Annotated in this window: 23 protein-coding genes; 14 read left to right on the top strand and 9 right to left on the bottom strand. The window is 71.0% G+C overall.

Features of this window, described 5'->3' with window-relative positions; genetic code table 11:
* Positions 1-69 precede the first annotated feature (69 nt).
* Entirely contained in the window at positions 70-558 is a 489-nt protein-coding gene (locus DXZ73_RS38735; protein WP_205519113.1) for a hypothetical protein, read from the bottom strand.
* A 604-nt stretch (positions 559-1,162) separates the two neighbouring features.
* Between DXZ73_RS38735 and DXZ73_RS05375 the strand changes: the two genes are divergently transcribed.
* The 3 genes from DXZ73_RS05375 to DXZ73_RS05365 are packed head-to-tail and all read left to right on the top strand — an operon-like array spanning position 1,163 to position 4,697.
* A complete protein-coding gene (locus DXZ73_RS05375; protein ID WP_116209873.1) occupies positions 1,163-1,687 on the top strand; it encodes a PadR family transcriptional regulator in 525 nt (174 codons plus the stop codon).
* Positions 1,684-2,376, top strand: coding sequence for an ABC transporter ATP-binding protein (locus DXZ73_RS05370; RefSeq protein WP_116209872.1), 693 nt, complete (start codon positions 1,684-1,686; stop codon positions 2,374-2,376). The genes DXZ73_RS05375 and DXZ73_RS05370 overlap by 4 nt, the downstream gene beginning before the upstream one ends.
* Positions 2,373-4,697, top strand: coding sequence for an ABC transporter permease (locus tag DXZ73_RS05365; RefSeq protein WP_116209871.1), 2,325 nt, complete (start codon positions 2,373-2,375; stop codon positions 4,695-4,697). The genes DXZ73_RS05370 and DXZ73_RS05365 overlap by 4 nt, the downstream gene beginning before the upstream one ends.
* A 159-nt stretch (positions 4,698-4,856) precedes the next feature.
* On the opposite strand, the gene DXZ73_RS37915 is transcribed toward DXZ73_RS05365, so the two are convergent.
* Together DXZ73_RS37915 and DXZ73_RS05350 are read right to left on the bottom strand one after the other, a co-directional pair.
* Complete coding sequence (locus DXZ73_RS37915) at positions 4,857-5,501, bottom strand: hypothetical protein (protein WP_162890054.1); 645 nt, start codon at positions 5,499-5,501, stop codon at positions 4,857-4,859.
* A gap of 207 nt (positions 5,502-5,708) precedes the next feature.
* On the bottom strand, positions 5,709-6,623 hold the full coding sequence (locus DXZ73_RS05350; RefSeq protein ID WP_116209868.1) for a helix-turn-helix domain-containing protein: 915 nt from the start codon (positions 6,621-6,623) through the stop codon (positions 5,709-5,711).
* A gap of 98 nt (positions 6,624-6,721) precedes the next feature.
* Between DXZ73_RS05350 and DXZ73_RS05345 the strand changes: the two genes are divergently transcribed.
* From DXZ73_RS05345 to DXZ73_RS05335, 3 genes are all read left to right on the top strand, one after another.
* Positions 6,722-7,516: an NAD(P)H-dependent oxidoreductase gene (locus tag DXZ73_RS05345; RefSeq protein ID WP_116209867.1), complete on the top strand. Its 795-nt coding sequence runs from the start codon at positions 6,722-6,724 to the stop codon at positions 7,514-7,516.
* Between the two features lie 81 nt (positions 7,517-7,597).
* The gene (locus DXZ73_RS05340) at positions 7,598-7,987 is read left to right on the top strand and encodes a RidA family protein (protein WP_116209866.1); all 390 of its coding nucleotides are present in this window, start codon (positions 7,598-7,600) and stop codon (positions 7,985-7,987) included.
* An 88-nt stretch (positions 7,988-8,075) separates the two neighbouring features.
* A complete protein-coding gene (locus DXZ73_RS05335; RefSeq protein ID WP_116209865.1) occupies positions 8,076-8,708 on the top strand; it encodes an AAA family ATPase in 633 nt (210 codons plus the stop codon).
* 43 nt (positions 8,709-8,751) lie between these two features.
* On the opposite strand, the gene DXZ73_RS05330 is transcribed toward DXZ73_RS05335, so the two are convergent.
* Positions 8,752-9,984, bottom strand: a complete 1,233-nt coding sequence (locus DXZ73_RS05330; protein WP_116215426.1) for an MFS transporter — start codon at positions 9,982-9,984, stop codon at positions 8,752-8,754.
* A 131-nt stretch (positions 9,985-10,115) separates the two neighbouring features.
* On the opposite strand from DXZ73_RS05330, the gene DXZ73_RS05325 reads away from it, so the two are divergent.
* Positions 10,116-11,045: a LysR family transcriptional regulator gene (locus tag DXZ73_RS05325; protein WP_116215425.1), complete on the top strand. Its 930-nt coding sequence runs from the start codon at positions 10,116-10,118 to the stop codon at positions 11,043-11,045.
* On the opposite strand, the gene DXZ73_RS05320 is transcribed toward DXZ73_RS05325, so the two are convergent.
* The gene (locus tag DXZ73_RS05320; RefSeq protein ID WP_338059156.1) at positions 11,039-12,145 is read right to left on the bottom strand and encodes a hypothetical protein; all 1,107 of its coding nucleotides are present in this window, start codon (positions 12,143-12,145) and stop codon (positions 11,039-11,041) included. The two genes, DXZ73_RS05325 and DXZ73_RS05320, sit on opposite strands and share 7 nt — an antisense overlap.
* 288 nt (positions 12,146-12,433) lie before the next feature.
* Between DXZ73_RS05320 and DXZ73_RS05315 the strand changes: the two genes are divergently transcribed.
* From DXZ73_RS05315 to DXZ73_RS05295, 5 genes are all read left to right on the top strand, one after another.
* Positions 12,434-12,820: a VOC family protein gene (locus tag DXZ73_RS05315; RefSeq protein ID WP_116209863.1), complete on the top strand. Its 387-nt coding sequence runs from the start codon at positions 12,434-12,436 to the stop codon at positions 12,818-12,820.
* 5 nt (positions 12,821-12,825) lie between these two features.
* Complete coding sequence (locus DXZ73_RS05310) at positions 12,826-13,203, top strand: VOC family protein (protein ID WP_116215424.1); 378 nt, start codon at positions 12,826-12,828, stop codon at positions 13,201-13,203.
* Positions 13,204-13,415: 212 nt separating this feature from the next.
* Positions 13,416-13,802: a hypothetical protein gene (locus DXZ73_RS05305; protein WP_116209862.1), complete on the top strand. Its 387-nt coding sequence runs from the start codon at positions 13,416-13,418 to the stop codon at positions 13,800-13,802.
* 48 nt (positions 13,803-13,850) lie between these two features.
* Complete coding sequence (locus DXZ73_RS05300; protein ID WP_116209861.1) at positions 13,851-15,341, top strand: carboxylesterase/lipase family protein; 1,491 nt, start codon at positions 13,851-13,853, stop codon at positions 15,339-15,341.
* A 128-nt stretch (positions 15,342-15,469) separates the two neighbouring features.
* Positions 15,470-16,312 carry a TauD/TfdA dioxygenase family protein gene (locus DXZ73_RS05295; RefSeq protein WP_116209860.1) on the top strand — a complete coding sequence of 281 codons (843 nt, stop codon included), beginning with the start codon at positions 15,470-15,472 and terminating at the stop codon, positions 16,310-16,312.
* Positions 16,313-16,319: 7 nt separating this feature from the next.
* Here DXZ73_RS05295 and DXZ73_RS05290 read toward each other — a convergent pair whose 3' ends face one another.
* From DXZ73_RS05290 to DXZ73_RS05275, 4 genes are all read right to left on the bottom strand, one after another.
* Complete coding sequence (locus DXZ73_RS05290; RefSeq protein ID WP_116209859.1) at positions 16,320-17,123, bottom strand: alpha/beta hydrolase family protein; 804 nt, start codon at positions 17,121-17,123, stop codon at positions 16,320-16,322.
* On the bottom strand, positions 17,116-17,484 hold the full coding sequence (locus DXZ73_RS05285) for a hypothetical protein (RefSeq protein WP_162890053.1): 369 nt from the start codon (positions 17,482-17,484) through the stop codon (positions 17,116-17,118). The genes DXZ73_RS05290 and DXZ73_RS05285 overlap by 8 nt, the downstream gene beginning before the upstream one ends.
* Positions 17,485-17,558: 74 nt before the next feature.
* Positions 17,559-18,233 (bottom strand): DUF6585 family protein, encoded by a 675-nt coding sequence (locus tag DXZ73_RS05280; protein WP_116209857.1) that lies wholly within the window; start codon positions 18,231-18,233, stop codon positions 17,559-17,561.
* A gap of 159 nt (positions 18,234-18,392) precedes the next feature.
* The gene (locus DXZ73_RS05275) at positions 18,393-21,275 is read right to left on the bottom strand and encodes a M4 family metallopeptidase (protein ID WP_425315818.1); all 2,883 of its coding nucleotides are present in this window, start codon (positions 21,273-21,275) and stop codon (positions 18,393-18,395) included.
* Between the two features lie 424 nt (positions 21,276-21,699).
* Between DXZ73_RS05275 and glsA the strand changes: the two genes are divergently transcribed.
* The gene (gene glsA / locus DXZ73_RS05270) at positions 21,700-23,334 is read left to right on the top strand and encodes a glutaminase A (RefSeq protein ID WP_162890052.1); all 1,635 of its coding nucleotides are present in this window, start codon (positions 21,700-21,702) and stop codon (positions 23,332-23,334) included.
* A 119-nt stretch (positions 23,335-23,453) separates the two neighbouring features.
* The gene (locus DXZ73_RS05265; RefSeq protein WP_116209856.1) at positions 23,454-24,014 is read left to right on the top strand and encodes a GNAT family N-acetyltransferase; all 561 of its coding nucleotides are present in this window, start codon (positions 23,454-23,456) and stop codon (positions 24,012-24,014) included.
* Positions 24,015-24,021: the final 7 nt, after the last annotated feature.

Below are 24,021 nucleotides of genomic sequence, written 5' to 3'. Positions count from 1 at the left end.
TCGCCGTGAGGGCACTGGGCGGCACCGCGCAAGCGGAAGTGACCGACAACGGCAAGGGATGCCTGGACGTCACCGCGAAGGTTCTGAATGCGGATGCGGAGGTGTGGCTGAAGTGCCGTAAAGCGCCGCCGCCTGCTCCCGCGCCTCCGGCCCCTGTGCCTCCGGCCCCTGCGCCCCCGGCTCCCGCGCCTCCGGCCCCTGTGCCTCCGGCCCCTGCGCCCCCGGCTCCCGCCCCTCCGGCCCCTGCGCCACCTGCTCCGGCTCCGCCGGCACCAGCGCCACCCGCACCTCCCGCCCCTCCCAAGCCCGGCCCCCCGGCTCCCGCGCCGCCGCCCGGGCCGGGAGCCCCGGCCCCCGCGCCGCCGCCTCCACCGGCTCCTGCTCCACCAGCGCCCGCCCCACCGGCCCCTGCGCCTCCGCCTCCCGCCCCCGTACCTCCAGGCCCGCCCCCACCCGGTGCCCCGGCGCCCGCACCTCCCGCTCCCGCCCCACCGCCTGCTCCGGCCCCGATGCCACCTGTGCCCGCCCCGCCACCGGCCGTACCGCCCGCACCCCCATTTCCGGCTCCTCCCGCCCCCGCGCCCGTGGTCCCGCCTTCCGCGCCCGCGCCGCCCCCGGCGCCCGCACCACCCGTCCAACTTCCGCCGGGGCCCGCCCCCATCGCCAACGCGCCGTCCCGCCCCGCTCCGGCTCCCGCGGCGGTCCCGCCGGTGTCGACCCCGAAGCCGCCCACACGCCCGCACGGTTCCACGGGCCGCCACCCCATCTACCGGAACGCCGTCCCATCGATGAACAAGAAGCAGGTTCGCCGCATTTCACTGGTCACGCTCACTCTGCTGCTCACCACCCCGGCCATCCTGGCGGCCGCACTGCTGCGGCCGCGCTCGGGGGTCCGGCGAAACCGGTGATCGGCGGTTCCTGAAGGCCGGGCACCGGCGTACTGCTCCGGACGCCGTCCCCTCCGGTAGCCAGCCGTGCGCAATGCGTGATTGTGGCGGTATTCGATCACGTCTATTCCGTTATAGGGTGTTTCCTTCTCTCTGTGGTGGGCCCGCGCGACCTATGCATCCTGTGTATACATGCTGTGTATAGTCGTGTCCCGTGAGGCAGCGTGCAGTGCTCTGGCGCTGCGCGCACCCGGCACCGGAGAAAGGCAAAGCCCATGTCCATCGGCCACACCCTCCTCGGGCTCCTCGAATCGGGCCCATGCCATGGGTACGACCTGAAGCGCGCCTTCGACGAGAAGTTCGGGCACGACCGTCCGCTGCACTACGGGCAGGTCTACTCGACCATGTCCAGGCTGCTGAAGAACGGCCTCGTCGAGGTCGACGGCGTCGAGGCCGGCGGCGGTCCCGAACGGAAGCGGTACGCCATCACCGCCGCCGGGGTCACCGACGTCGAGACATGGATCAAGCAGCCCGAGAAGCCCGAGCCGTACCTCCAGTCGACCCTCTACACCAAGGTCGTCCTCGCCCTGCTGACCGGTCGCGACGCGGGCGATGTCGTCGACACCCAGCGCGCCGAGCATCTTCGCCTGATGCGTGCCCTCACCGAGCGCAAGCGGCACGGGGACCTGTCCGACCAGCTGATCTGCGACCACGCCCTGTTCCACCTCGAAGCCGACCTGCGCTGGCTCGAGCTGACCGCCGCACGCCTCGACCAGCTCGCCACGGAGGTACGTTCATGATTCCCGAAGGCTCCCTGCTCGTCGCCCGCGACCTGCACAAGGCCTATGGCCCCACACCGGCACTAGACGGCGCGGAGTTCTCCGTCCACCCGGGCGAGGTCGTCGCCGTGATGGGGCCCTCCGGCTCCGGCAAGTCGACCCTCCTGCACTGCCTCGCCGGGATCGTCACGCCCGACTCCGGCACCATCACCTACGACGGCCGTGAACTCTCCTCGATGCCGGACGCCGAACGCTCCGCCCTGCGGCGCACCGAATTCGGCTTCGTCTTCCAGTTCGGCCAGCTGGTGCCGGAGCTGACCTGCGTCGAGAACGTCGCGCTTCCCCTCCGCCTGACCGGCGTCAAGCGCAAGGAGGCCGAGCGCACGGCGCTGCACTGGATGGAGCGCCTGGAGGTCGCCGACCTCGGGCACAAGCGCCCCGGCGAGGTCTCCGGCGGTCAGGGGCAGCGCGTGGCCGTGGCCCGCTCCCTCGTGACCTCGCCGAGAGTCGTCTTCGCGGACGAGCCGACCGGCGCGCTCGACTCGCTCAACGGCGAGCGCGTGATGCAGCTCCTGACCGAGGCGGCCCGCTCGACGAACGCGGCCGTCGTCCTCGTCACGCACGAGGCGCGGGTCGCCGCCTACTCGGACCGCGAGGTCGTCGTACGCGACGGGAAGTCCCGGGACATGATGATGGAGCACACCGTATGAGCCGGCTCTCCGACCTCGCGCTCGGCACCAAGTTCGCGCTCTCCGGCGGCCGTGAGGGCTGGACCCGCACCCTGCTCACCGCGGTCGGCGTCGGCCTCGGCGTGGCGCTGCTGCTCGCGACGACCGCGATCCCCGGCGCGCTGAGCAAGCGGGACGCGCGGGACAACGCGCGCAACGACTTCGGCGCCGGCGCCGTGTCCGTGTCGTCCGCCGACCCCCTGCTCATCGGCCGCACCGACACCAAGTTCCAGGGCAAGGACATCCGCGGCCGCCTGCTGCAGCCCGAAGGCCCCAAGGCACCCGTGCCGCCCGGCCTCTCGGGGATCCCGGGCGACCGGGAGATGGTGGTCTCCCCGGAGCTCAAGTCCCTGCTGGACTCGCCCGGCGGCGCACTGCTGCGCGAGCGGCTGCCGTACAAGGTGATCGGCACGATCAAGGACACCGGACTGCTCGGCCCGCACGAGATGGCCTACTACGCGGGCAGCGACGCCCTCGCGCCCCGTCTGACGACGGAGGGCGACGGGAGCGGCGTCACCCAGGTGACGGGCTTTGTCGACAAGGGCGCGCAGGAGAAGATCGACCCGGTCCTCGCCCTGCTCATCGTGATCATCTTCGTGGTGCTCCTGATGCCCGTCGCGGTGTTCATCGCGGCCGCCGTACGCTTCGGCGGCGACCGGCGCGACCGGCGCCTCGCGGCTCTTCGCCTGGTCGGCGCGGACCGCCGCACCACCCGCTGGATCGCCGCCGGCGAGGCACTCGCCGGATCGGCGCTCGGCCTGGTCCTGGGCGCGGTGTTCTTCATGATCGCCCGCCAATTCGTCGGCGACATCTCGGTCAACGGCCTCAACGTCTTCCCGGCCGACATCGACCCCGACCCACTGCTGGCCCTGGCGGTGGCGGTGGTCGTCCCGACGGCGGCGGTCGGGGTCACCCTTCTCGCGCTGCGCGGTGTCACGATCGAGCCGCTGGGGGTCGTCCGCAACTCGGTGTCGCGCAAGCGCCGGGTGTGGTGGCGGGTGCTGCCGCCGCTGGCGGGTCTCGCGCTCCTGGTCCCGATGGCGGGGCGGGGCCGGGACAACGGCACCTTCAACCAGGTCCAGGTGGTCTCCGGCACCGTACTGCTCCTCATCGGTGTCACCGCGTTGCTGCCCTGGCTCGTGGAGGCGGTGGTACGCCGGCTCGGCGGTGGCGGGGTCGGCTGGCAGCTGGCCGTCCGCAGGCTGCAGTTGACCTCCGGTACGGCGGCCCGCCTGGTGAACGGGATCGCGGTCGCGGTGGCCGGGGCGATCGCGCTCCAGATGATGTTCAGCGCGATCGAGGGCGACTATGTGAAGCGCAGTGGTGCGGACACCGATCGCGCCCAGATGTCCGTGCCCATGGGCGAGATCGCTCCGGAACGGGCGGCCCGGCAGATCCGGGCGCTGAAGGACACCAAGGGTGTCACCGGCACGACCACCCTGGGCTACGCCAACCTGGGCGAGAAGCCGAAGGACCCGGACCACTCCACCGACATGACGGTCGGCGGCTGCGCGGAGCTGCGCGAGGTGGCCGAGCTGCCGTCCTGCAAGGACGGCGACGTCTTCCTCGCCAGGGGTGGGGAGTACAGCGGGAATCCGATCCCGGCGGGTGCCAGGCTGTACGTCGACCCCTCCTACAGCGACCGCAGAGGTGTGGCGCTCCCGTGGACCGTGCCGGCGAACGCCCAGGAGGTGCAGGCGCGACCGGACCCGTCCGGCTACCGCCGCAATGGTCTCCTCGTCACCCCGGGCGCGGTCCGCTCCGTGGCGAAGGCGCCGATGCGCTACACCACGTACGTCCGGCTCGACCCTCGCGACCGGCAGGCCGCGGACCGGGTGCTGAACACCGCGACGGCCTCCGACCCGCTGACCGCGGCCTACTCGCTCAACGCGTACGAGACCTCGAACCGTTTCGCGGGCGTCCGCAAGGGCCTGTACATCGGCGCGACGGCGGTCCTGCTGCTGATCGGCGCCAGCCTGCTGGTCTCCACCCTGGAGCAGTTGCGCGACCGCAAGAAGCTGCTCTCCGCCCTGGTCGCCTTCGGCACCCGGCGCACCACACTCAGCTGGTCGGTCCTGTGGCAGACCGCCGTCCCCGTCGCACTCGGCCTCGCCCTCGCGACCGGGGTGGGACTCGCTCTCGGGGCGGTGCTGCTGCGGATGGTCGGCAGACAGATCGTGGTGGACTGGCTGCCGGTGGGGGCCATGGTGGGAATCGGTGCCGGGGTGGTCCTGTTGGTGACCGCTCTGTCGCTGCCCTCGCTGTGGAAGCTGATGCGCCCGGACGGGCTGCGCACCGAGTAGCTTTCGGACCGCGGCCCCTTCCAAACTCTTGGCAGGGGCCGCGGTGCATGGCCCGAGGGCCGGGGGCACTCAACCGGTTCACCACTTCACCATTTGACCGGTTCACTGGTGAGCGCACCCCCGCGCGACTTACGGTGTGTGAGGCGCGCCGGCCTCCGGTCAGACCTCGGCCGTGGCCTTCTCCGCGGTTGCCGCGGGCTCGGACACCGGCGACGTGGGCACCGTCTCGGAAGCGGTGCCCGTGGGCGCGGTGTAGAACACCGACCCCTGCTTCCGCTCGCGGTCCAGACGGCCCTTGGCGACGAGCGCTTCCACCGTGTTGCGTACCACCTGGGCACTCACGGTGCGTTCCGGGTGGGCCTGACCCAGCTCGTTGACGACCTCGCTGACCATGCGCGGCTGGTGGTGCTGGGTGAGGAGACCGAGAACGAGCTCGCCCAACGTGGGTCCGTCGCTCTTCCTGGTGCGCCCTTCGGCTGCCTTCGGCGTTTCCGCGCTCTTGGCCTGCGCCGGCTTCTTCCGGCGGCCGGGTGCGTCGGCCGCCTTCTTCGCCCGCCGCGGCCGCGGAACGTTCCCCGCGGCCGCCGCGCTCGCGGCACCGTCGGCCGAACCGGCCGCGTCGCCCGGGGCATCCTTCTCCCCGGCCACCGTGCCCCGCATGCCGGACAGCCACACGTGCTCCTCCGCCAGCTGCTCAAGACGGGCGCGGAGTGATTCCTGCTCCTTCTCGTTGTTCTCCAGGTCGGCTGCGAACTGTGCCGCATACCGGGCCTGGATGTTGGCGTCGTCCATTCCGTCGGTCATGACCGCTCCCTCTGCTGGACTGGTGTGTTGCTGCGGGATGTTACTCACTCGGACAGGGTGGTAGTGACCATCTGCCGAGCAATGACCTTTTTCACCGCACATGGCAGCACCATTGATGTCGGGACATCGCAGCGCAAGGTTTGAGTACGTGCGCGGTGCCGGACATCTCCTGCGTACATGGATCGCGATGTGCGATGGTCGAACTCTTCAGCGACTTCGTACCTCTGAACCGACCGTCCCCGCAAGCCGGGTGAGGGCGGCGGCCTCCTCGCTGCCTTCCTCTGCGCTGAACACGTGCACGACCAGGCCCGTCTCGCCGGGCGCGGCCGGTACGTGCAGTGTCTCGAAGTCCAGGGTGAGCAACCCGGCCACCGGGTGCCGCAGCCGCTTGCGCCCCGCCGCACACATCTCCACCTCCCCGCTGTCCCAGATCCGCCTGAACTCGGCGCTGTGCACGGACAGTTGGGTGATGAGCGAGGCCAGTTCCGCGTCGTCGGGGTAACGTCCCGCGGCGACCTGCAACTGGCCCACGGACTCCGCCGCCCTGTCCTCCCACTCGGGGAAGAGCTGCCGGGAGGCGGGGTCGAGGAAGAGGTACCTGGCGTTGTTCCGGTCGCGGCGCTCCGGATCGTCCAGGCCACCGGTCAGCTCGGATCCCAGGCCGTTCCAGGCCACCACGTCGAGACGGTGGTTCGTCACGAAGGCCGGGAAGTGGGTCATGGAGTCCAGGACGCGCTGCAACAGGGGGCTGACCCGGGCCCTGGGCGCCGGGCCGCGCCTGGCGTCGGCCAGGGTGGCGAGGTGCCTGCGCTCCGCCGTGTCGAGGCCGAGCGCCCCGGCGAGCGCGTCGAGCACCTCGGGCGACGGCTGGGTGGCCCGGCCCTGTTCGAGGCGTACGTAGTAGTCCACGCTGATCCCGGCGAGCTGGGCCAGCTCCTCGCGGCGCAGCCCGCGCACCCTCCGTCGACGGCCACCTGCGAGCCCGACGTGCTCCGGCGCGACGCGTCCGCGGCGGGCACGCAGGAAGCCGCCGAGTGCCCGCCGGGTGTCGCCGGTCCCGTCGGTGTTCCCGACACGGTTGTCGGTGCTGTCTGTGTGCTCGATGTGGTCCACGCCGTCCATGGGCCCAAGTATGCGTGGTCCTCGCAGTACCAGGATTGACGGTCCATCGGTCGAACCGGGTGCTGGCTGCCCTGTCGCGCTCGGGAGAAAGTTGGCGCATGACCGAAACCACGCCGCAGCCGCGGAAGAAGATCCTCGTCGTCAGCGCCCACCCGGAACCCCGTTCGCTCAACGCCGTTCTGACCACCTTCGCGGTCGAGCACCTGCGCGCGGCAGGGCACGAGGTGCGGGTGTCCGACCTCCATGCGATGAAGTGGAAGGCGGCGTTGGACGCCGACGACGTCCCCGACCACCCCGCGGACCAGCGGCTGCATGTGCTGGCCGCGCATGAGCGGGCCACGTCGGCGGGCCGGCTCTCGCCCGACATCGCGGCCGAGCAGGAGAAAGTGCTCTGGTCGGACGCGGTGGTCCTGCAGTTCCCGCTGTGGTGGTTCTCCGTGCCCGCGATACTCAAGGGCTGGTTCGACCGGGTGTTCACCTACGGGTTCGCTCACGGCCCGGCAGTCGGCCCGCCCTACGGTGAAGGCGCCCTGGCGGGGCGGCGTGCGCTGCTGTCGGTGACGGTCGGGGCCCGGGAGCCGGGGTTCTCCGACCGGGGCATCCACGGGCGGCTCGCGGACGTCCTCCACCCGGTGCAGCACGGCCTGTTCTGGTTCACCGGCATGGCACCGCTCGAACCGTTCGCGGTGTACGGCTCGAACGACCTGCCCGCGGAGCGGTTCGCGGCGGCGAAGCGGGAGTACGGGCGACGGCTCGACGGCCTCTTCACGGACGAGCCGGTCCCGTTCCGGTCGCTCGTCGGCGGCGACTACGACCATGACATGCGACTGCTGCCGGGTGTGGAGGCGCCGGGGGTGAACGGGCTGGAGTTGCATGTCCGCCCGCGGGGTTGAGAGGTCGGGCGACTTGGGGACATCGGGTCGCGCCATCCGCCGTGATGGACGTATCGGTGCTGATCACTTAGCGTTCGGCACATGACAGAGCGACGCGCGATCCTCAGCGGCTCGACGTTCGAGGAGCAGATCGGCTATGCCCGCGCCGTGGTCGACGGCGACTGGGTGCATGTGTCGGGGACGACGGGTTTCGACTACTCCACCATGACGATCTCCGACGACGTGGTGGAGCAGGCCGAGCAGTGCCTGCGCAACATCGAGGCCGCGCTGACCGAGGCGGAGTGCGCCTTCGCCGATGTCGTACGGGTGCGATATCTGCTGCCCGACCGCGAGGACTTCGAGCCGTGCTGGCCGTCCCTGCGCCGCGCCTTCGGCGAGGTCAGACCGGCCGCCACGATGCTGGTGTGCGGCTTGGCCGACCCCCGCATGAAGATCGAGATCGAGGTGTACGCGCGGCGGTCCGGGGCGTAGCTCCGGGGCACCGGGGGAGTAGTCGCCCGCATCCACCATGTCGACGACCGACTCCCCCATGGGGACGCCTCTCCCGTAGGGTCTGCGCATGCTGTTATGGATCAACGGCCCCTTCGGCGGTGGCAAGACACAGAGCGCGTACGAGCTCCGGAGGCGGCTTCCCGGCAGTGTGGTCTGCGACCCCGAACACGTCGGTTTCGGCCTGCACCGGATGATGCCCCCGTCTCTGCGCGGGGACTTCCAGGATCTGTCGGCCTGGCGGCAGGGTGTGTACGAGGTCCTGGATCTGGCCCTCACCAAGCTCGGCGGAACTGTGATCGCACCCATGACAGTTGTGGAGCCGGTCTACTTCCGGGAGATCGTCGGCAGGCTACGGGAGCGCGGTCACGACGTTCGGCACTTCGCCCTGCTGGCCGATCGCGAGACGGTGCTGCGGCGGCTGCGCGAGCGGGGTTTGGGACACGCCGTGCGGTGCGTCGCCGGGAAGGAAGCTCCTTTGAGGCGGGAGAGCTTCGCCGTGTCGAAGCTCGACCTCTGTCTGGAGCGCCTGCGTGATCAGGAGTTCGCCGAGCACCTGTGGACCGATCGGCTCACGATCCCGCAGGTCGCCGACAGCATTGCCACATCGGCCGGACTGACCCTGACCTCCAACACCGACAGCGCGCTTCGTGGGCGCTTGCGCCGGGTCTGGACAGGGGCCAAACATATCCGGTTCGATTGAAGTCATAAGAGCTGACGCCGAATGCGAGGCTCCGTAGTCACCTTCACGAGACCGCAGCGAGTTGCGCCGCGTGGTCACGCCGGGGGAGCAGGAGCGGGGTTGTCAGGATGAGGAGACCGGCGAGCGCGATCGCGGTGCGGGGGCCGGTGACGGCGGCCAGCAGGCCCCATAGCCCGGTCATGGCCGCGGTCGTGGCCTTGCTGGTGACCGACCACGCGGACAGGGTGCGGGCGACCCGGTCCGCCGGGGTCCGGTCGAGCCGGTAGGTGGCGAGCACCGGGTTGAACACCGCACAGCAGGTGATCAGCCCGAGCTCGACCGCCATGACGAGCACGAGCCCGGCAGCGCCGGGGCGGACGAAGGCCAGCCCGAGCGACCAGCATGCTCGCAGTGTCCCTGCGGTGAGCATGACCTTGTGCTGACCGAAGCGCGCGACAAGTCGGCGGGCCAGCCGTGAGCCGATCAGGCCGCCGACGCAGGGCACCGCGAAGGCGAGGCAGTACTGCCAGGGGGCGAACCCGAGGCGGCCGAGCATGAGGACGGCGAGCAGCGGCGAGGTCGCCATGATGAGGCTGTTGACCAGGATCGTGTTGAAGAACAGCGGGCGCAGGGCCGGGTCGGCGAGGATGTACCGCCACCCGTCGGGCAAGTCGCGGGCCCGCAGCCGTGGCCGTGCGTCGGCTCGCGCGGGGCGCGGCTCCGTGCCGCCGATCGCGCGGATCCCCACGGCCGAGAGCAGGTAGCTGACCGCATCGGCCATCACGGTCGTCACCGGGCCGAACACCGCGATCGCAGCCCCGCCGAGCGGCGGTCCGGCCATGGTGGCGGTCCAGGTCGTGGCCTCGAACCGGCCGTTCGCGATCAGCAGGTCCCGCGGCTGCACGAGTGCCTTCAGGCACGCGCCGGCGGCCGCGTTGAAGGTGATGTCGGCTGTTGCGACGACGACCGACACGACCAGGAGCTGGACGAAGCCGAGCCGTCCGAGCGCGTACGCGGCGGGGACGCTCATCAGTGCCGCGAACCGGACCAGGTCCATCGCGACCATCACCGGTCGTTTGCGGCGGAACTCCACCCACGGGCCGAGCGGCACCGCCACCGCCGCTCCCACCGCGAGCCCCGCGGCCGCCAGCGCCGCCACCTCCGTCGGCCCGGCGTGCAGCACAAGGATCGCGATCAAGGGGAACGCGTCGAACGCGAGCCACGTGCCGAACGCGCTGACCGTATACGCGCCCCACAGCCACCCGAACTGCCGCCCCAGCGACCGCCTGACCCCCATGCCCAGCACACCCCTCGCCGCCCCGCTCGAACGTTGACCAGGGACATCAAAGCCAGTAACACGTCAGCGGATCAAACAACCGAACCGTGGAGCAGGCCACAACCACAGGTTGTGCAACTACGATGGCCGACGTGAATCTCGATGCCGTGCGCACCTTCGTCGCCGTCGCGGACGCGGGGCAGTTCCAGGAAGCCGCCGCCAACCTGTCGATCACCCAGCAGGCCGTCTCCAAGCGCATCGCCGGGCTGGAGAAGGACCTCGGTGTGCGGCTGTTCACCCGTACCGCGCGCGGAGCCCGGCTCACCATCGACGGGCAGGCGTTCCTGCCCCACGCCCGAGATCTCCTCCAGGCCGAAGAGCGGGCAGCGGCCTCCGTGCGGCCCGGCAGTCGCGCGCTGCGTGTCGATGTGATCGGCCGGCGGCTCGCGCCGGCGGATCTGCTGCGCGGCTTCCATCGCGCGCATCCCGGGACCCAACTCGACGTTGTGACTCTCTTCGACGCCGACGCGGCCATCGCCGCTGTCCGGGCGGGCACGATCGACGCGTCGTTCCGCGCCCTCACCCTGCCCGCGCGGCAGCTCCCCGACGGCATCGAGGCCGTCCGGGTCCGCGACGAGCCCATCCAGCTCCTCACGGGACCGGCCCACGAGCTGGCCGGCGCCCGCGCGGTCACACCAGCGCAGCTCGCCGGGCACAGGATCTGGATGCCCGGCATCGTCGCCGGTACCGAGTGGGCCGCGTACTACGACGACCTCGCCGCCGCGTTCGGGCTCACCATCGAGGTGACCGGCCCCGACTTCGGCACCGAGCCGCTCCTGGACACGATCGCCGGCTCCCCGGCCCTTGCGACCTTCGTCGGCGAACAGACCAGCTTCGTCCGGCCCGCCGGCCACGACTTGCGGCGCGTGCCCGTGCACGACCCGACGCCGGTCTACCCGCATTCCCTGATCTGGCGCGGCGACAACCCGCACCCCACGCTCGCCATGCTCCGCGACCACCTCGGCTCCACACGGCCCGACCACGGCGCCGCCGGGACATGGACACCGAAGTGGGCTCAGTAACCCGCCACCGCCGTCCCGCCGCTCTCCGCCGGGGCAGGAGCGGGACCGGGCCGCGGGATGCGGGTGGACAGGGCGCGCACCCCGATCGCCAACGCTGTGACCGTCGCGCCTGCGGCGACGAAGGAGCCCCGGGGTGAGACACCGATGAGCAGCGGCAGCAGGAGTATGCCCGCCATGCTGCCCAGACGGGTCGCGGTGTGCTCGACCGCCATCAACCGCAGTCGTTCCGCAGGCGGGAACCTCCCCAGGCGCGCCCGCAGGGTGACGGCCGCGACCGGAGCGACCAGCCCGGTCAGTGCCGACAGCAGCCCCAGCGCCGACACCCGCCCCACCAGTCCCATGCACGCGGTCGCCACCCCGTCCACCGCCCACGCGTAGCAGCAGACGGCGAGCCAGCTCGTGGGTCTCCAGTTGCCGACCAGCGGATTGCCGACCAGCGCACCGACGCCGACAGCCGCCGTGACCAGACCGTAGACACCCGCCTCCGCGCCGTAGCGGGTGACGAGGAGTACGGGCATCCCCACGGTGGTCGCGGCCGAGCACAGCGGCACCAGGCCGTACACCCCGATCGCCAGCCCGACGTGGGGATGGGCGCGCAGCAGCGGCTGCGCCCGTACCGACGACTTCACGGCCACGGGTCGTCGGCCGGTCACGACACTGCCGTACCGGGAGAGCAGGCCGAGCGCCACCGCCGACACGGCGAATGCCACTCCGTTGAACACGAAGAGCTCGATCTTGGAAAACACCAGAAGCAGCAGACCGGCGCTCGCCCGGCCGGTGATGAGGGCGATCCGTCCGGTCAGGTCGAACAGCCCGGTCACCTGCTGTACGTGCTCCCGGTCGGCGAGGGCCGGTACCAGCGCCTCCAGGTTCGGGTCGAAGACGGCGCTGAGGACACCGAGCAGCAGCACGCCGACGAACAGCACGCACGTACCCCGGCTGTCGGGCGTCCAGAGGAACGGCAGGGCGACCGCCACGGCCGCGCGCACGGCGTCCAGCCACGCGAGCGCGCGGCACGAGGAGAAGCGGGCGACGGCGCGCCGCCCCAGCGTGCCGAGGACGACATAGGGCGCCGACTCCAGGACCGCCACCAGCCCTATGAGAGACGCCGGGCAGAAGCAACGGCCCCGACCGTACCGGAGGCCACCTTAGAGGGCAGGGGGGGTCAGGGCTCTGTTTTCGGCTTTTCATCGCCTAATGGTGCGATTCCGGGCATGCCTGCCGGTTGGATCCGGTACATAAGTACCGCAGTGGACCCCCGGTCGTGGACAGTGCTTACTGCATGCAGTATGTCCGTATTGCGCATCGATTCGATCTGTCGTACAGTACAAATGTACTGAACGACGGAGTGGTCGATATCCGACCTCCCCTCTCAAGGAGTGATCCTCATGAAGCCTCCGGCCATCGCCCCCTGCCTCGGCGTGACCGACACCCAGGCGACCGTCGATTTCTACGAGAAGCTCGGCTTCACCGCCCTGCCCGCCGGCAACGACCCGGACGACGACCTGCGCATCCTGCTCTTCGACGGAGAGTTCGCGCTGATGGTCTACCGCGACGCGCACCTGCGGGAGTGGCTGCCGGTCCTGGGGGACACCCCCGTCGGCGCGTTCGGCATGTTCTACCTGGCCGTCGACGACTTCGACGCCTACGTCGAGCGCATCCGGCCCCTGGTCACCGTGACGAAGGACGTCCTGGAGCACCACGGCGACCGGATCTTCTACTTCACCGACCCCGACGGCTACGTCATCGGCGTCAACCAGAAGCGGACCCGGTGACCACCATGACGAAGAACACCGGCAACACGGGCGCGGTCGTGAAGTGCGCGGCCTTCTGGGGCCATGACGGCAAGGCACTCGCCGACTTCTACGCCGCCGCTCTGGGCTGGGAGGTCACCCAGACCTTCGGCGACGCCGCGGCGATGATCAGCGACGGCACGATGGCGTACGTCTTCTACACGGCCGAATCCTTCAAGGCCCCCAACTGGCCCGAGGACGAGCTCGTCTTCCATCTCGACCTCGCCTTCGACGACGTCGAGGCCGCCGAGAAGCGCCTCATCGGCCTCGGCGCCACCAAGCCCGCCCACCAGCCCGGCGGCGAGCACTGGACGGTGCTGCTGGACCCCTCCGGCCAGCCGTTCTGTATCAGCGCCATTGGATGAGAGCGTGTGATCGGGCGCCCGCTGGGACCCGAGCCGGTCCGGCCGTTCGGCGGGAGTCCACAACGTGCGCCCGCCCGGGAAGCGCCGCACGATGGATGTTGGAGCGCTTCTTTCCGGTAGGCCCGGCAGAACTGGCCGGACCCACCGCACCGCGGCCCCCGCGCGCGTAGGCGCCGCGGCGGTGCCGCGTCGTATCGGAAGGGCTCGTACTCATGCCGAACCCCCGTCTCTTGCTCCTGCGCGGCGGCACGGTCATCTCCATGGACGGCCCCGACGGCGTCCTGCCCGTGGGCGACTGGGGCGCGATGCACCGCTCCGGCATCCGCGCGGGCGGGACCGCGCTCGTCCTGGGCGGAGGCGCCGATCGCGTCCTCGACCCGATGTCGCTGCTGCTCAGCGAAGGCTCGTACACCGCCGGCAACGCCTACGGCGAAAGCGTCTACCCCGCCGTCATCGCCGCCCTCGGCCATGGCTCCCTCGGACCCGAGAAGATGATCACGAAGCGGGTGGCGCTCGACGACGCGGTCAAGGAGGCGTTCGGGGCCCTGCTGGACCCGGCGGGGGCCGCCCACCAGGTCAAGGTCCTCGTACACCCGTAGCCGAACGGGCGGGCGTTCCCGGGCGGATCCCACCTCTCAGGAGGCGTCATGAGCAATCCCTCGGCACGCATCGCCTCCGGCGCCGTACACGGCCGCCGTGCGGGCAGTCTCGCGATCTTCAAGGGCATGCCGTACGCGAGGCCTCCCGTCGGGCAGCACCGGTTCCAGGCGCCCGTCGAGGCCGAGCCCTGGGAAGGGCTGCGGGAGGCCCTCCGGTACGGGCCCCGTCCTCCGCAGGTGCCGCTCATCCCGGGAGAACCGCCCTGGACCGAGGCCGAAGGCACGGACTGGCTGAGCGCGAACGTATGGACCCCGGACCTGGGAGGCGCGGGCCTGCCGGTCATGGTGTGGATCCACGGCGGCGGATACCAGTCCGGCTCGGCCGACCAGCCGGACTACGACGCCGCACTGCTGGCCGGGCTGGGGGTCGTGGTCGTCACCTTCAACTACCGCCTCGGCCTGGAAGGGTTCGCGCAGATCACGGGCGCTCCGCCCAACCGCGGACTGCTCGATCAGATCGCGGCGCTGCACTGGGTCCAGGAGAACATCACGGCGTTCGGCGGGGACCCGGGGCAGGTGACGATCTTCGGGGAGTCGGCAGGGGGTGGATCCGTCGCGTCCCTCATGGTCGCGCCGTCGGCGAGGGGGCTGTTCCGGCGGGCGATCGTCCAGAGCGCCTCGCGGCATTTCCTCTCCGAGAGCCTTGCCCATCGCATCGGGAAGGCGATCGCCCACAGACTGGGTGCCGCCCCGACGGTGGATGGGCTGGCCTCCCGGCCCATCGAGAAGACGATCGAGGCGTGCTCGCAGTTCATCGCGGAGGACCTCGTCGGCGAACAGGTGGAACTCTGGCTCGCACGGATCGCGTTCGCACCGGTCGTCGACGGACACGTACTGCCCCAGACGCCGTGGACAGCCCTGTCCGTCGGAGCGGCCGACGGCGTCGACCTGATCGCGGGCTTCACCGCCGACGAATACCGGTTGTTCTCCACGGTGCTCGGAACGACCGAGGGCATGACCGACGAGGCGTTCTCCGCCACCGCGTCGGCCCTGGCCCCTCCCGGCGCCGATGCCGCCTACCGGCAGGCACTGCCCGGGGCCACGCCCATGGACCGGACGGCCCGGCTGCTGTCGGACGCCCTCTTCCGCATGCCCGTCGCCCACCTCGCGGACGCCCACCAGGACGCCGGCGGCACCACGTACGCCTATGAACTTGCCTGGCCCGTACCGGGATTCGACGGCGCGCTGAGGGCATGCCACGGTCTGGACATCCCCCTCACCTTCGGCACCCTCGACACACCCTTCATGGAACTGCTGCTCGGCGGATCGGCCGAGGCCCGCGCCACCGCCGAAGAACTGTCCCGCAGCATCCGCACCTCATGGACCGCCTTCGCCGCCACCGGCGACCCCGGCTGGCCGCGCTACGACCCGCGGAAGGCGGCAACCCGCGTCTACGACACCGAGATCACGGACATCGACAACCCCGAAGCGGATTCCCGACGCCTCTGGGCGAACCACACCTTCGCCCCGCTCCGATGATCCGCGGGGCGGATTGGCCGGGGAGACGGTGGCGCTGTCGGTGGCGGATTAAGGATGCTGGAGCAGCGGAAGCCGGGTTCCCGGCGACGCGAGGGCGATGCCCCGATCGTCTGAAGGGGGAGGCTCACATGGAGATCCGTCAGCTCACGCCGTTCATCGGGTCCGGGATCACCGGGGTCACTTTTGAGGACTTGCAGCACCCTGACATCTTCGGCGCCCTCCACGACACGCTGCGTCAGCGCGAGTTGATCGTGGTGCGCGACCTGACCCTCACCCCCGAACAACAGGTCGTCCTGGCTCGTAAGATCGGCAAGCCGGTCCCCTTCCCCGACGCGAGGTACGGGCATCCGTCCTTCCCCGAGGTCACCGTCATGTCGAACGTCGTCAAGGGGAACAAGCCGGTGGGCGCGGCCCGTGCCGGGAACTACTGGCACCAGGACTCCTCGTTCATGACGGATCCGCCGGCCTATTCCATGCTGTACGGCGTCGACGTCCCGCACACCAGTGGCCACACGTTGTACGCCAACGCCTGCGACGTCTACGACCGCCTGCCGGACCCCTGGAAAACGAGGATCGACGGGCGCACGGCCGTGCACACCTTCGCGGAACACTTCATCATCGGCCCGGAACATGCGGGTCTGTCCGTGGCCGAATTACGGGCCCTGATCGACATCAAACACCCTCCCGTCGAACAGCCACTGGTCAGGTGCGACGCGTTCACCGGACGCCCCTATCTCTACGGCGCCCCCGAGTACCTGCGCACAGTGAACGGCTTCGACGCCAACCAGAACGAGGAGTTCCGCACCCTGCTCGACCACCTCATCCGGGACCCGGAGCACATCTACACACACCGCTGGCTGCCGAAGGACCTCATGGTGTGGAAAACAGCGACCGCCTACCACGCGGCCACACCCGTCGAGCCGGGGGTTGACCGCACCGTCCACCGCATCAGCATCGATGCCCCTTCGTGATCAGGGTCTACGAGACGTGTGCGGACAGGCGGTCGAGGGTGGCGATCACGGTGCGGCCGGCCGGTGAGTGCGGCTCGATGGGGGTGTAGTGGCCGACCCCAGGAAGCGCGATGAGTTCGGCGTCCGGGTGTGCGGCGGCGTAGTCGGTGAACTGTTGGCGGGGGATCTCCTCGTCCACGGAGCCGTGCAGCACGACGGTCGGCACCCCGGTCGTGCCCGCGCCGCGGAGCAGCGTGAGCGGGTCCACGGAGGGGAGCCGGGCGGGTGCCTTGTCTGCTCCTCCCAGGAGTTCGAGGGCGGCGCCGGAGCTGAGGTCTTCGCGGATCGCCCCGGCGAGGTCGGTGATGGGGGCGAGGGCGAGCACCGCGGCCGGCAGGTCGGTGGAGCACCACGGTGAACGGTCCGGCAGCAGGCCGCGAGCGGCGGCCCACAGGGCGAGGTGGCCGCCGGAGCTGTGGCCGGCCAGGAGGAAGGGCCGTCCGTCCGCGATGGTGTTCATCGCCAGGGCGACGTCGTCGAACGTGACCGGGTAGCCCCCGGCTCCGCCCGGGCGGCGGAACTCCGGCAGGGCCGTGGTGAAGCCGTTCTCCGCGAGGTGGGCGGCGAACGGCGTCAGGTGCGTGCGGTCGTACCGCCAGAAGCCGCCGTGCAACAGGATGACCAGCGGGGCGTGGGGATCGTCGGCGGGCCACAGGTCGTACACCTGGTCGGAGCGGTCGCCGTACGCGCGGTGGACGGGCGGGGTGACCGGCTCCATCGACAGGACCCGGCGCTCCTCCTCGGCCGCGAAGGCGGAGATGCTCCTAGGCATGCCCGCGTGCCGTCCGGAACTCGGGGAACACGGAGCGGGCGGCTGTCGCACGGTCGTTGCGCCGACGCGGGACGAGCCCGAGCGGGAACTCCAGGTGCGGGTACATCGCCGACGGGAGGCCGGACGCCGTGCCGGACGCCTCACGGAATCCGCTGAACCGGGCCGGGGCCGGGGCCGGCGCGGCGATCGGGTGCCGGGCGGCGTCGCGGGCCTGAAGCGTGCGGTGGCCGCGGCGCAGCGAGTCCATGGCCCGATCGTAGTCGTCCTCGTGCAGGACGTCACGGGCGGTGCGCCGTGCCCGCGCGACCTCGGGCAGGCCGTCGACCTGGCGGCCCGCTCGACGCTCTCGCAGTGGACCCACCACCTGCTCGGCCTGCGCCCGGCCGACGACATCATGGCGGCCCTGACCTGGACCCCGCCCGGCCGCGCCGGGTCTCAGCCCCGTAGCCGGTCCGCCAGGGCCAGGAACAGGTAGAGGTTGGCGACTTTGCGGACGCTGGCGGCGTTCAGGAGGCTGCGTCCTCGGGCGTCGCGGATCCACACCGAGGCGTTCGACACGCTGACCTCGGTGATCTCCGTCCAGGCGGCGGACTTCCCCTTGTACGACACGCTGTTCCGGTCGAGGGAGACATGGCCGAACCTCAGCGTCTCGCCCCTGCCCAGCCGTTCGAGCGCCGTCTGCCCCTGCGTGCGCAGTATGCCCTTCTGGATCTCCGGACCCCACTGCCCCTCGTACCGGACCCAGGGGCCGCGCGTGTACGACAGCACGCCCGCGGCCGCCAGATCGCGCTTGAAGAGACCGTGCGTGCCGGGCCCGATCGTCAGCGCGGCGCCGCTCGGGTCGATCAGCGTGTACGCGGCGTCCCTGATCGAGCCGTTGACTGTGCTCAGGTTCTGGAGGACGCTGATCGACTCCCAGCGGAACACCCACTCGCCGCCCTCGGGATCGGTGACGACCAGCCCCTCCTCGTACAGGTGGAGCCGCGCATCGCCCCAGGCTTTGCCGAAGCGGCCCTTCTTGTTGGCGGCCGCCATCCGCCAGCGACCCAGCCGCGCCTGCTCCGCCAGTGCCGTCACCCGGCCGTCCGGTCCGGGTATCTGCTCGTCCATGGGAACCCCCGTGATGAGACGTCAGTTCTGGCGATCAACCTAGACCATTTGAATGCGCCCCGGCCTGGAGGCCGGGGCATCCTCCGGGTGCCATGTGATCCGCCGAGACCCCGCGGTTCGCTTCGGGAGGGCCCGCCCCGGGCCGGGCGTCGGCGGAGGTCAGCCGCAGCTGCCCGCCGGGCGGGCGCGGGTGACCAGGTCGGTGTAGCCGGTGGTGGCGTCGAGCCACACCACCTGTCGGCCGCCCGCGCCGGCGGGCCGGAGTTGCTCGCCGCGGTTGCAGGAGACCCGGCTCCTGCGCGAGCCGTCCGGCGAGAACTGCCACAGCTTGCCGAGCGCCTCGTTGCCCGGCCGGGTGTCCGGCGTCCGCGCGCCGACGGTCACCGCGTCGTCGGAGGCGGTCAGGGTGACGCCCTGCAGTGCGTCCTTGCCCGCACCGGGACTGATGTCGACGGTGCCGGTGCCGTCGAGGTTCGCGCGGCGTACCGCGGTCAGTCCGCTGTTCGGGTCGTTCCCGGCCAGCCAGTAGACGTACGTGCCGGTGATCGCGGTACGGCCGACGACGTCCGGCGTACCGAGCTGCCGCATCGTGGTGCGTTTGCCGGTGGCGGTGTCCAGGACCTCGGTGTCGTACTGCCACCCCTTGTTCCCACGGTGGAAGTGGGAGAAGGCGATCCGGCCGTTGCGGAGGGACGCGTCCGACGTACTGGCGTAGCGGCTCCAGGGGACCGGGGGCACGGCGACCGGGTCGGTCTCGCCTATCCGCAGGTACATCACACGCGGGCCGCCGCGGTGCTGGTGGGCGGTGAAGGTCACGATCTTCCCCTCGACGCTCAGCGAGGAGATACGGCCCAGGTTGGCGGAGTTGGAGAACAGTTTCCTGACGGGCCCGCCGGCGAGCGGCCGTGCCAGGACGTCGGAGGACAGGCCCCGGTACGCCTGCCACACCACGGTCCTGCCGTCCGTCGCCGGATCCGTGTGGAAACGCCCGTCGTTGGGGCTGATCAGCTTCTTCTCGCCGGTGCCGTCCAGGCGCCCGGCCCAGACCGAGTACGGTTCGGAGCCGTCGTCGTCGGACTTGGACGCGGCCCACCAGCCGCCGCCCGCGCCCATGGAGGTGTAGCCGTCCGTGTTGATCCTGCCGAGCAGTTGGTCGGAGTCCACGCCCGTGGCCTGCTCCCAGCCGGGCACGATGCCATGGGCGTCGAAGGCGCGCTCGACGGACCTGAACCCGGAGCCCGGGACCTTGAGGTCCCTGGCGGCGGCGATGACCGCGTCGCGGCCCTCGGTGAAGCCGTCGAGCGGGGTCATGTATTCCGTGAGCGCCTTGTAGACGATCCTGTCGGCGAGTGTGCGGTCCAGGTCCTTGCGGATGTCCCACAGGGCGCCCGAGAAGATCGTGGAGTTGAGGTGCACACCGCCGTTGTCGGTCGCAAACGCCACGCCGAGGAAGGACTTGGAGGTGGTCCTGCCGTCGTTCATGTCACGGGTGGCGCACTCGCGGGGGCCCTTCGTACGGCACAGCGCCTCGCCCATCAGCCCGGAGTCCGGGCTGTCCATGGGGATGCCGTACGCGTCGGTCTTGACGGCGTCGCCGAAGTAGTCGGCGACCGCCACGCCGAGCGCTCCGGACTGGCCCGCGTGGACGAGGTTCGCGCTGCTCTCGATGACGCCGTTCGTCATCTCGTGGCCCACGACGTCCAGCGCGGCGGAGGCCGGGCGGTACTGGCCGTCGCCGCTCCCGTAGATCACCTTGGCGCCGTCCCAGACGGCGTCGTCGGAGTAACCCCAGCTGATGCCCACCAGGGAGTTCACGGCCATGCCGCGGCCGTCCAGGCTGTTCCGGCCGTGCACCTGCTTGTAGTAGTCGTACACCTTGCCGGCGCTCCAGTGCGCGTCGACCGCGCCCGCCTCGGTCGCCTCCTTGCCGAAGGCCGGGTCCGGCGATCCGAACTCCTTGAGGCCGGGTGGCCAGACGCCCGACACCTCGGACAGGCTCCGGCCCCGCGCGTCCCACGTGGAGAGCCGGTTCCTGTCGCCGCCGTCCTCCGACCGGGTGCGGTCGCGCAGCACGTACGTCTTGCCCGAATCGTCATGTTCCACCTGCAGCCCGACGGCCTTCCCGTCGAGCTTGACGCCGGAGCCCTGCGTCCCACCGGCGCCTTGCGCAAGGGCGGGGCGGCCCTGCCGCTCCGGTGAACTCCCGGATCCAGCAGCCTCCTTGGTCCCGGATGCCGCCCTGTCGGATGGCTCGGCGAACGTCTTGATGCCGCTGTACTGGAGGACCGGGTACCCGGTCCGCGCTTCGATGTACACCTCGCGCAGCACCGGCGCCCCGGTGGCCGGGTCGGTGCCCCGCACGGTGACATGCCGGGTGAGCACACCGGCGCCCCTGGGCAGGACGACCAGCCCGCGGGCGGTGCCGGTCAGCGACTCCTCGGCCTCGTCCGGCCCCTCGTCCTTCCCGCCCCGGCCGGGCCGCCACGGGCCGAGCTGCGCCTCGACCGCGCCGACCGCCCGCTCGACCGCGAGCTTCTCGTCGATCCCGGGCTCGACCGCGACCTTCAGTCCGGTGAAGTACTTGCCGGAGGTGCCGGTGACGACGCGCTCGCCGCCCTTCGTCTCCATCCGGACGACGTACTGCCCGCCGAGGACGTCCACTCCCCGGTGCTTCTGCTGCAGCCGTACGGTCTCCGAGTGGCCCTCGGTGGTGATCCGTACGGGCTCCAGGTCCCGGTCCGGACGCGCGATCCGGTAGCGGCTCTCCTTGTCCGCGAGGTACCCGCGCGCCGCGTCGGCGGCGCTCCCCGCCGCCCTCACCCGCTCCCGGATACCGCTCACCAGCGCGGGTGTCGCGGTGCGCTGCCCCTGGATCACCTCTCCCGGACCGGAAGGCGGCGCCGTGGCCGCGATCGCGGGCACCGCGGAAACGACGAGTGCGGCGGCGCCGATCAGCGCCGCCGCACCGGACAGGCCATGCCGTGCTCTGGACGCTTCCGTTCTTCGTCCTGCTCCTGCCGCACGCGCCCTGGGCTTACGCACGGGTACCCCCTCCACGAGACGCCTGCCAGGGCATGCCTGACAGTCGGAACATTTCCGGGCAGGGCCATGCAATCGGTGCCGCGTCCGCCCGTTCAATGGGGGCGACGGAAATGCGTGGGCGAGTTTCGGACCGGTGGCGGACCGTCCGGCCCGGTACCGCGACCGTGCTCGTGGCGTCGACCGGCGCGCCGGAGCGTTTCGTGGGCGGAGGGCGCGCGGGGAGTGGAGCGCCCTGGTATTCGCAACCGCACCACCGGGCCGAGTGCGCCGGTCGCGGCGCGGCTGGTTTTCGTCGCCGGTGGCCGGGAATCGTCGGTGCGGCAGGGATTTCTGGGGGCAATGCACCCCATCGGCCAGGAGCGCTCCCGGGTCATCGGCCGGGGCGCGCGAGGCTCCGCCTGCCGTGGCTGATCGGAGGGGGTCCTTGGCTGTCGCGAAGAACGGGAAGCGGCCCGCGGACCGTTCCTCCACGCCACCCGGGACCGATCCCCACCAGGGCGGAGCAGCTCATGCGGGCGCCTTCGGCTGTTTCGAGCAGGGTTCTTCCGGCAGGCTCTCTCCCGACCGGCTGCTGAACGTGCTGCGCCGGACGGGCATTCTGCCCGACGACCCCAGGATCGCCGAGACCGTCGCCAACCTGGACCGCGCCCGCCCCGCCCCGCCGCCGGCCGAGCCGTGGCTGCTGGCAGCCGAGGAGTTCGCCGCCGCCACCCAGCGCAACCGCGGCATCATCGAACGGGCCGCCCGCGGCGAACTCGCGGTTCCCGACTTCCCCGCGCTCGTGGCCGACCTCCAGCGCATCTACCAGGAGGTCCGCGCCGACCGCAGGGGCGCCGTCGCCGCGTACATCCCCCAGCTCGCGCGGGTGGACGCCGACCAGTTCGCGATCTCGGTGTGCACGGTGGACGGGCAGCGCTTCTCGATCGGCGACGCGGACGTGAACTTCTGCCTGCAGTCGGTGTCGAAGACCGTCAACTACTGCCTCACCCTGGAGGAGCACGGGCCCGACACCGTCCACCGCCATGTGGGGCGGGAGCCCAGCGGGCAGGGCTTCAACGAGCTGACCTTCAACAAGGCGGGGCTGCCGCACAATCCGATGATAAATGCCGGGGCCATCATGAGCTGTTCCCTCATCCAGCGCGGCCTGGACGCCGCGGACCGCTTCGACTTCGTGGCCGACACCTGGAAACGGCTCGCGGGCGGCCGCGGCGTCGGGTTCAACAACTCCGTCTATTTATCCGAGCGCAACACCGCCGACCGCAACTTCGCTCTCGGCTACTCGATGCGCGAACGCGGCGCCTTCCCACCCGGCACCGACCTGCTGGCCACCCTGGAGTTCTACTTCCAGTGCTGTTCGATCGAGGTCGACGCACAGCAACTGGCCATCGCCGCGGCCTCCCTGGCCAACGCCGGGGTGTGCCCGCTGACGGAGGACCCCGTGTTCTCCGCCCGGACGGTGCGCCACTGCCTGTCGCTGATGTCCTCATGCGGCATGTACGACTTCTCCGGCGAGTTCGCCTTCACCATCGGTCTGCCCGCCAAGAGCGGGGTCTCCGGCGCCTTGATGCTGGTCGTGCCCCAGCTGATGGGCATCGCCATCTGGTCGCCCCGGCTGGACGCCCACGGGAATTCGGTGCGGGGGATCGAGGTCTGCCGCGGCCTGGTCGACTGCTACAACGTCCACACCTACGACCTGCTCACCGGCACCGGCGCGGGGTCCGGCAAACGCGACCCCCGCCTCAGGCGCCAGCAGAGCGCCATCGAGGGCATCGTGGGGCTGTGCTTCGCCGCCAGCCAGGGCGACCTCAACGAGATCCGCCGCCTGACCGCCTGCAACGTCCCCCTCGGCGCCGCCGACTACGACGGACGCACCGCCCTGCACCTGGCCGCGGCCGAGGGGCACCGGGACATCGTGGAATTCCTCCTGTCCATGGGAGTCGACCCGCAACCGGTGGACCGCTGGGGCGGGACACCCCTGGACGACGCCAACCGGTTCGGACACCGCGAACTGGTCCAACTGCTCGCCGACGCCACCGACACGGAAGCGGCCGGGCAGTAGCCGTGCGGCGCCATGAAACGGCCGCTGCCATGCGGTGCCACGCCGCCGCGGATGCCCGGGACGTGGCCCATGAGAAGATCCCTCGCGGTATGCGCCGGTTCAGGTCATGGAAGGTGACGATGTACGCGATATCTCTGGGCGACGACGGCGCGGAGCTGCGCCCGCTCGAACCGTGGCGGGCCGAGGAGTTCCTGGCCCACATCGACCGGGGGCGGGAGTTCATCGGTCGGCACAACGGGCTGCCCGACGTCGTCACGGACCTGGAGTCGAGCCGGGCGTTCCTCCAGGCGTACGCGGAGAAGACCACGGCCGACACCGGGCGGCTCCACGGCATCTGGGCGGACGGTGGACTGGTCGGCGCGGTCCTCTTCCGGAGGCTGGACTTCGAGCAGGGCATCGCCGAGGCGGGCTGCTGGCTGGAGCCGTCGGCGGCGGGCAGGGGCCTGGTGACCCGCGCCGTGCGCGTGATCATCGACTGGGCCGTCGAGGAGCGGGGCATCCACCGCGTGGAGTGGTGGGTCTCGGCGACGAACGAGGCCAGCATCGCCGTGGCGCGGCGGCTCGGGATGACGAAGGACGGCGTGCTGCGGGAGAGCTACCTGTACCGCGGGAAGCGGCACGACGAGGAGATCTGGTCGGTGCTCGCGCCGGAGTGGCGGGCGGGCAAGCGGGCGTCCTGAGTGCCTG

It is taken from the genome of Streptoverticillium olivoreticuli subsp. olivoreticuli (assembly GCF_003391135.1).
In the GTDB taxonomy this organism is placed as follows: Bacteria; Actinomycetota; Actinomycetes; order Streptomycetales; family Streptomycetaceae; genus Streptomyces; species Streptomyces blastmyceticus.
This window is presented reverse-complemented; position numbering and strand designations above follow the sequence as displayed.

What these genes read in the sequence shown, in the direction of transcription:
- DXZ73_RS37915 (WP_162890054.1), bottom strand. Translation starts at nt 5,501, where the DNA reads ATGACCGACGGAATGGACGACGCCAACATCCAGGCCCGGTATGCGGCA.
- DXZ73_RS05305 (WP_116209862.1), top strand. Translation starts at nt 13,416, where the DNA reads ATGCCGAACCCCCGTCTCTTGCTCCTGCGCGGCGGCACGGTCATCTCC.
- DXZ73_RS05315 (WP_116209863.1), top strand. Translation starts at nt 12,434, where the DNA reads ATGAAGCCTCCGGCCATCGCCCCCTGCCTCGGCGTGACCGACACCCAG.
- DXZ73_RS05375 (WP_116209873.1), top strand. Translation starts at nt 1,163, where the DNA reads ATGTCCATCGGCCACACCCTCCTCGGGCTCCTCGAATCGGGCCCATGC.
- DXZ73_RS05280 (WP_116209857.1), bottom strand. Translation starts at nt 18,233, where the DNA reads ATGGACGAGCAGATACCCGGACCGGACGGCCGGGTGACGGCACTGGCG.
- DXZ73_RS05370 (WP_116209872.1), top strand. Translation starts at nt 1,684, where the DNA reads ATGATTCCCGAAGGCTCCCTGCTCGTCGCCCGCGACCTGCACAAGGCC.
- DXZ73_RS05300 (WP_116209861.1), top strand. Translation starts at nt 13,851, where the DNA reads ATGAGCAATCCCTCGGCACGCATCGCCTCCGGCGCCGTACACGGCCGC.
- DXZ73_RS05335 (WP_116209865.1), top strand. Translation starts at nt 8,076, where the DNA reads ATGCTGTTATGGATCAACGGCCCCTTCGGCGGTGGCAAGACACAGAGC.
- DXZ73_RS05365 (WP_116209871.1), top strand. Translation starts at nt 2,373, where the DNA reads ATGAGCCGGCTCTCCGACCTCGCGCTCGGCACCAAGTTCGCGCTCTCC.
- DXZ73_RS05310 (WP_116215424.1), top strand. Translation starts at nt 12,826, where the DNA reads ATGACGAAGAACACCGGCAACACGGGCGCGGTCGTGAAGTGCGCGGCC.
- DXZ73_RS38735 (WP_205519113.1), bottom strand. Translation starts at nt 558, where the DNA reads ATGGGGGTGCGGGCGGTACGGCCGGTGGCGGGGCGGGCACAGGTGGCA.
- DXZ73_RS05345 (WP_116209867.1), top strand. Translation starts at nt 6,722, where the DNA reads ATGACCGAAACCACGCCGCAGCCGCGGAAGAAGATCCTCGTCGTCAGC.
- DXZ73_RS05265 (WP_116209856.1), top strand. Translation starts at nt 23,454, where the DNA reads ATGTACGCGATATCTCTGGGCGACGACGGCGCGGAGCTGCGCCCGCTC.
- DXZ73_RS05330 (WP_116215426.1), bottom strand. Translation starts at nt 9,984, where the DNA reads ATGGGGGTCAGGCGGTCGCTGGGGCGGCAGTTCGGGTGGCTGTGGGGC.
- DXZ73_RS05340 (WP_116209866.1), top strand. Translation starts at nt 7,598, where the DNA reads ATGACAGAGCGACGCGCGATCCTCAGCGGCTCGACGTTCGAGGAGCAG.
- DXZ73_RS05290 (WP_116209859.1), bottom strand. Translation starts at nt 17,123, where the DNA reads ATGCCTAGGAGCATCTCCGCCTTCGCGGCCGAGGAGGAGCGCCGGGTC.
- DXZ73_RS05295 (WP_116209860.1), top strand. Translation starts at nt 15,470, where the DNA reads ATGGAGATCCGTCAGCTCACGCCGTTCATCGGGTCCGGGATCACCGGG.
- DXZ73_RS05350 (WP_116209868.1), bottom strand. Translation starts at nt 6,623, where the DNA reads ATGGACGGCGTGGACCACATCGAGCACACAGACAGCACCGACAACCGT.